This is a genomic window from Streptomyces sp. NPDC050743, assembly GCF_044456925.1.
GTDB lineage: Bacteria > Actinomycetota > Actinomycetes > Streptomycetales > Streptomycetaceae > Streptomyces.
The window spans coordinates 1-7,031 of record NZ_JBITGJ010000210.1 but is presented as its reverse complement, the minus strand read 5'-3'; the positions used below and the strand labels follow the sequence as shown (position 1 = coordinate 7,031).

The 7,031-nt window shown below is 69.7% G+C and carries 3 protein-coding genes; all 3 read left to right on the top strand.

Annotation, left to right across the window (positions count from 1 at the left end; all coding sequences use genetic code 11):
• The first annotated feature begins 378 nt into the window (after positions 1-378).
• The 3 genes from ACIBJF_RS51125 to ACIBJF_RS51115 all read left to right on the top strand — a co-directional run bounded on the left by ACIBJF_RS51125 (position 379) and on the right by ACIBJF_RS51115 (position 6,617).
• Positions 379-1,839: an IS1380 family transposase gene (locus tag ACIBJF_RS51125; protein WP_399184747.1), complete on the top strand. Its 1,461-nt coding sequence runs from the start codon at positions 379-381 to the stop codon at positions 1,837-1,839.
• A gap of 442 nt (positions 1,840-2,281) precedes the next feature.
• Entirely contained in the window at positions 2,282-3,832 is a 1,551-nt protein-coding gene (locus ACIBJF_RS51120) for an FG-GAP and VCBS repeat-containing protein (RefSeq protein WP_399184746.1), read from the top strand.
• A 310-nt stretch (positions 3,833-4,142) separates the two neighbouring features.
• Positions 4,143-6,617, top strand: coding sequence for an MFS transporter (locus ACIBJF_RS51115; protein WP_399184745.1), 2,475 nt, complete (start codon positions 4,143-4,145; stop codon positions 6,615-6,617).
• Positions 6,618-7,031: the final 414 nt, after the last annotated feature.

The following is a 7,031-nucleotide window of genomic DNA, read 5'->3' as shown; positions in this document are numbered from 1 at the left end:
GCCGCCGCAGCCCTCGTCCTGCTCCAGCTCGAATACGACCGCACCGTCTAAACGATCACACACAGGCATGATCGCTTACCGGGAAAGGCTCAGTGCGTCACCTATGAGCCGCTCATCAAGCGCCCCTCCATGACGCGGACGGCCGGGACAGGTGCTCTGTCAACCACGCTCGTGCCGTGGTGCGCTCAGACCGGCTTGACCCAGACCTACACGATCGAACGCCGCGAAGGGTGCCTCGCCTTCACCACTCTCGTCCACTGGCCTCATGAATTCAGCTACGGCAGCGATCTGATGCCCTGACAGAAGAAGGGTGCCTCTCACCTGCGATGATCTGGATTGTCTAGATCAAAACCGTCGCGAGGAAGAGACACCCAACAGGTGCAGGCTACCGAATGGGATCACCGGCTCGGCGTGCGGGCCGACGGCAAGCGTCTCGTCGGGTACGCGGGGGTGGTGCTACTGAGGAAGGTCGCCGACCGTGTCGGGCTCACCCGTGCCCTGGCCGCCGTACTTCCGCGGGGCACCGGGCCGGGGTGGCGGGACCGGGGCGTCGTGCTTGTCCAGCTGGCCTGTGCGATCGCTCTGGGCGCGACGAATGTTCTGGCGGCCGAGCAACTGCAGTACCAGTGGCGGGCGTTGTTCCCCAAACCGGTCTCGGACAGCACGCTGCGACGTGCCCTGGAGGCGGTCGACGGACCGGTCGCGGCGCGCATCGAGCGAGTCCGCGCCGTGATACGCCGGGCGGTGTGGACCTGGCTGGCTCTGCGGCCCGCGGGCTTTCCCTGGATATCGGTGTGCGGCCGGCGGCTGACCGGCTGGTACGTCCTCGATCTCGACGCCACCGTGGTGACCTGCACCAGCGGTAAGGAAGGGGCGGCGGGCACGTTCAAGGGCACCTGGGGGCATCATCCGCTGGGGGCGTGGGTGGCCAACACCCGCGAGTGCGTGGCGATGCTGCTGCGGTGTGGCAACGCGGCGGCCAACGACGTCGCCGACCACAAGACGGTCCTGGCCGCCGCGCTGCGGCAGCTCCCGTTGCCCCTGTGGTCGAAACTGCTGGTCAGGATCGACGGCGCGGCCTTCAGCCACGCCCTCCTCGACCACCTGACGTCCCTGACCACCAGCCGCAGGCGGGTCCGGTGGGTCACCGGCTGGGCCATCCACACCATGGACGAGGAGGCCGTCGCCAGGCTGCCGGAGAAGGTGTGGACGGACGCACTGCGGCAGGACGGCGAGGTCCACGCGATCAAGGGGCCAGGCGGCGACACGGTTTCCTACCAGGTCGCCGAGCTGACCGGGGTCCGTGACCTGACCGGCTGGCCGGCGGGGATGCGGCTGATCGTGCGCCGGGTCAAACCCTCGCGCCGCGATGCGAAGAAGCTGACCGCCTTCGAGAAGCGCACCGGCTGGCGCTACCAGATCGTCGCCACGAACATCCCCGACCACCAAGGCCTTTCCGGGGTACCCGGCTCCGGGCAGGTGTGGTTCGTCGACGGCCTCTACCGCGACCACGCCGAAGTCGAGGACCGGGTGAAAGCAATCAAGCGGGTCGGCCTCGGCCTGCTGCCCTCCGCCTCCTGGCAACTGAACGCCGCCTGGGTCCTGGCCGCCACCATCGCCTGCGACCTGGACGCCTGGACACGACTCCTCCTCCTGCACGACCACCCCGAACTCGCGGCCGCCGAACCGGAGACGATCCGCAGGAAGCTCTACCACCTGCCCGCCCGCCTCACCTCCCACGCCCGCCGCCACACCCTCCACCTCGACCGCACATGGCCGTGGTCCTCGGCGTTCACCACCGCCTGGCAGCAGGCCACCCAACTCCCGGCTCTCACCTGACGGCCAGCCGCGATCCCGACGACACCGGAGAGGAGAGGACCGCACCACCTCGGGCCCGTGGAACCCGACGTCACCGCAGCGTCATGCGACGGCCCCACGTCCGCACCGGCGAGACGAACCAGGGCAAACCACCGGATCACCCAACACGATCAGGCTGCGGAAGAATCGAGGTCAGACGTCGAAGGCTGGAGTCACCTCGTGTGGTTCCGGCCTTTCGCGTGTGCGTGGCTGTCCTCGCCCCGGGTGCCCGACTCGAAGCTGTCGAGAGGAGCGACCTTCTTCGGTGAAGAGGTGATCTTCTTCGGTAAAACAGACATGCCTCCTGTACAACCCTTCCTCCGCATGCGGTGTCAAACACGGCGCCGGACATAGGAACGGGACCTATCCGGACACCCCCCGCGCCCCTGAGCCAGTCGGTCGTATCTGAGCCAAGGAGCCGCTCATGCGCAAGCACCGCTCGGCCGCCGTCGCGGCGGCATCGTTTCTCCTCGTGACGGGCGCGGTGATCGCGGCCGCTCCGAGCGTCTACGCCGGAACACCCGGCGGAACACATGCCAACGACCGCAACACCGACTTCAACGGCGACGGCTACGACGACGTGCTCGTCGGCGGGCCCGGGGCAGCGGTCGGCGGGTACAAGGGTGCCGGCATGGTGACCGTGCAGTACGGCGGACCCAAGGGCATCGGCACGAGCAGGGTCAAGGCCTTCAGCCAGAACTCCCCGGGCGTTCCCGGTGCCGCCGAGACCGGGGACGGCTTCGGCAAGTCGCTGGCCACCGGCGACCTCGACGGCGACGGCTACGACGACGCGATCATCGGCATCCCCGGCGAGGACCTCGGCACCGTCGCCAACGCGGGCGGCGCGGTCGTCTTGTGGGGCACGCCGAACGGCCTCACCGGATCGGGCAGCGACTGGCTGCAGTCCGACGATGTCACCACGGGCGGCAGGTTCGGCGCCTCGCTCGCCGCGGCCCGCTTCGGCGACACCACTCCGGGCGACTTCCTCGCCGTCATGGACTCGGTCGGGCTGACCGTCTACACCTTCGAGCCCGCCCCCCAGCCCGCCGCCGAGAGCGCGGACGCGCAGGCGCGGCGCCCGGTGCAGAAGTCGCGTACCACGCTCACCTCGCCTCCGCGGAAAACGCTCAGCCGGGCCTCTGCCGACGACGCGCCGGGCATCCAGCCCAAGTCGATGACCACGGGCGACTACGACAACAACGGCTTCGCCGACCTGGTCGTCTCCGGCACCAGCGTGGGCGACGAGCCGGGCTACGGCTGGTCGTACATCCTGCCCGGTACCGCGTCGAACGAAGAGCCGCTGCCGATCACCGCGGTGCGCGGCGGTCCGGTCGTCGCGTCCGGCGACATCAACCGCGACGGCTACGACGACCTGGTCACCGGCGAGCCGCACAGCCCGGACGACGGCGGCGAGAGCATGAGTGGCGGCATGGTCGGCGTCTACTACGGCAGTGCGGACGGGCCCGCCGGCCAAGGAGGGCCGGGCACCCCTCCCGTGTGGTGGACCCAGAACTCGGCGGGCGTGCCGGGCGCGAGCGAGCAGGGCGACGGCTTCGGCACCGACCTGTCCGTCGGCGACAGCAACGGCGACGGATACGCGGACGTGGCGATCGGTGTCGCGGGCGAGGACATCGGCGCCGTCGCGGACGCGGGCGCCGTCACGGTCCTGCGTGGCTCGGTCAAGGGCATGACGTCCACCGGCGCATGGTCCGTGAACCAGGGCACCGCGAACGTCCCGGGCGCCGTCGAGAAGGGCGACAAGTTCGGCGGCCAGGTCTCCTTCACCGACCCGAACGACGACGGCCGCTTCGGCCTGCTCGCCTCGGCACCCGGTGAGAACACGAACGACGGCTACGTCTGGGTGTTCTCCGCGGGCAGCTCGGGCCTGACCACCTCCGGCTCCTGGAACTACGGCCCGAGCGCGTTCGGCGGCCTGCCGACCAACGCGCTGTACGGGGCGACGATCGACGACTAGGCGGTACGGCTGGCCGGTCCCGGCCAGCCGGAGCGGCGGGGCAGCGGTCATCGATGAGATTGATCTCGGCGTTGGAAGTCCCGGCATCCGCTCACAGGTCTGTCCACGGGCGAGGCTTGCCGCCGGCCAGGGGCGTCCACACGGCCTGGGCGGGGCCGTGTTGCTCAAGGTCTTCCAGCCTGCCTGCATCAGCGCAGTGCGCGCCCCGCCACGGTGTCCCTTATCACCCTGAGTTTGCACTTGAGACTCAGCTGCTAAGTTGGTCGGCGTAGTGAGTTTGAAATCTGGACTATGCTGAAAGGGGTTGTGCATGGCGAGCCACGCCGCCCAGGCGATTGCCGACACGCCTATGCCCGAGCGGCCGCGACGGCGGTGGATCGGACTCCTCGTCGCCTGTCTCGGGCAAATGGTGATGTTCGTGAACATCACACAGACGACGGCGACCCTGGCGCCGATCCAGGAGGACCTGCACGTCTCCAGCTCGACCCTGGTCTGGATCGCCAGCATCTACTCCGTGATGGTTGCCAGCTTCGTCCTGTCCGCCGGGACGGTCGGCGACATCGTGGGACGCCGTCGGATCTTCGCTCTCGGCGCGTTCCTGCTGGGCGCGGGTAGCCTGACCGTCTCCCTGTCGCCGGGTTCGACCGGCGTTCTCATCGGGGAGGCGATCATGGGTCTGGGCGGGGCGGCGGTCCTTCCCAACAGCCTGTCGATCGTCACCCACCTGTTCACCGATGCGCATGAACGGGTGAGGGCGGTTGGCATCTGGGCCGCGGTCTCCGGCATTGGCCTGGGATTCGGTCCGATCGCCGCCGGAGTGATCTTGGAGCGTTACTCCTGGCACGCGGTGTTCCTGGTCAATGTGGTCCTGGCGGCCGTCGTGCTGCTTCTCACCCCCCGCTTCGTCGCCGAAAGCCGGCACCCCGGCCGTCATCTCGATCCGCCGGGCCTGGTGCTCGCGATCGCAGCCATCGGTGCCCTCAACTACGGCGTCATCGACGGCGGCCACTCGGGCTTCGGGTCGGCCCGGGCCGTCTGGGCGTTCGTCGTGGCCGCGCTGGCGCTGGTGGCGTTCATCCTGGTCGAGGCGCGTACGCGCACGCCGATGCTGAAGCTCCGCCTGTTCCGCATTCCGTCGTTCGCTACGGCGAACATGGTCGCGCTGTTCGCGCAGTACGGATTCGTGGCCACGGCGTTCGCCCAGGTGCTCTACCTCGAGCGGGTCCGGCACGAGTCGATCCTCAGGTCGGGTCTCCTGCTGCTGCCGCTGATGCTGGCTTACGTGATCTTGAGCTCCGTGGCCGCTCCGCTCTCGCGTGTGATCGGCTTCAAGGCGACGCTGGGGATCGGTGCGCTGATCGCTGCGGCCGGCAACCTGCTGATGATCAACCAGGACCCGTCGACGTCCCTGGTGACCGTCGGGATCCTGATGGCGATGTTCGGGGCCGGAGCGGGTCTGATCCTTCCGCCGGTCACCGCGGTGTCGGTGATCAGCGTGCCGCACGCCGACGGTGGCATGGCCAGTGGAAGCGTCAACCTGTTCCGCCAGGTCGGCGGCACACTGGGAGCGACCATCACCGGGACCATTCTGACCAGCGGGCTGACGTCCCGGCTGCCTGAGCAGTTGACCGGCCGGGGCCTGTCGAGGCCCGTCGCCGAGAAGCTGACCGCTGCCATCAGCAGCGGGGCGTCCGCGTCCAGCGCCTCCGCTGCCTTGCGAGAAACGACGGCCGCGGCCGTCGGTGGGGCGTTCTCCGGGGCGCTGCACCTGGCTGTTCTCATCCCGGGTGCGGCGATATTTGCAGGCGGCGCGGCAGCCGTCGTCCTCATCCGCAACCGGCCGGGACAGCCGTCCGCCTCTCCCGTCGCGGCGGGGAACACCCGGGTCACCGCCCAGGAACCGGGCTCAAAGCCGCACCTCGTACCTGCGGGCACCGCCGTCGTCGGGCAGCCGGCCACCGGGTACGCCTCCGTGCTCTCGGGCCCGTCCGGCCGGGAGACTCACCTGGACGGCATGACCGGCAGGGTCATTCACGGATTCGTGCGCGACGGCGCGGGCACCGCGGTCGAAGCGGCCACGGTGACCCTGATCTCGTTGCAGGGCAGGCAGTTGGGCCGCGCCCATGTCGGCCTGGACGGCGGATACGCACTGAACGCTCCGGCCGGCGGTAGCTACGTGCTGATCGCGGCGGCCGACGGGCGTCAGCCGCAAGCGGCCACCGTAGTCGTGGGGGAGGGACCGCTCGGCTACGACGTGGTCTTGTCGGCTACCAGCGGCCTGGCAGGAGTGGTGCGCGATGCGGCCGACGGCAAGCCGGTGGCCGAAGCAATGGTCGTGGTCACCGATGTCCGCGGCGAGGTGCTGGCCACGGGCATGACGGGACCATCGGGTGTCTTCACCTTCCACGATCTGTTCGCGGGCACCTTCACCGTGGCGGTCAACGCCGCTGCCTACCGGCCGTTCGCGCTGCCGGTCGAGGTGGGTGACCAGGGCATCAGCCGCCTTGAAGTCGACCTGAGCCGCGGTGCCGTACTGCGGGGCACGGTGAGAGCGGGGGCCGGCCGTCGGCCGCTGCCCGACGCACGGGTCACGCTGGTGGACGCTGCGGGCAACGTCGCAGGCACGGCGGTCACCGGCGACGACGGCTCGTACGCCTTCACCGACCTGGACAGCGGCTACTACACCCTGACCGCCAGCGGATACCCGCCCGTGGCCACCTCGCTGTCCCTGGACGGCCCTGGGGCAAGCGGATACGACGTGGAGCTGGGCCACCCGGACCAGTGAGACCGCAGACGACCGGTCTGCGCACTCCCACGCACAGATGCCTGGGCCGATTTCGGGGCAGCGGGCTCCGGCCGACGGCACAGAGATCCAGGCCGTCCGGCCGGAACCCGGAGCACACGAGCAGGGCTAGCAATGGCCTTTGACAGCCACTGCCCGCGCGGCCGACGGCCCGCATCGAGCCCGCCGCAGCAGCGAACGACAGATCAACAGCCAGGACACCCGAAGGGTCGGTCGTAACAAGGGTCAGGCCACCACTGCAGCGGTGACCCCATCCTCACAGTCGTACGAGTCCGCGACGGAGCCGACCGAGGCGGCGCCGCCGCGGCGCGTGAGCGGCTGCCGGCGCGCCGGGCCCGGTGGCTGAGGGTGCGCACGGTCCGGGTGCGCGACGTGTTCGGCTGACCGGGTCCGGCC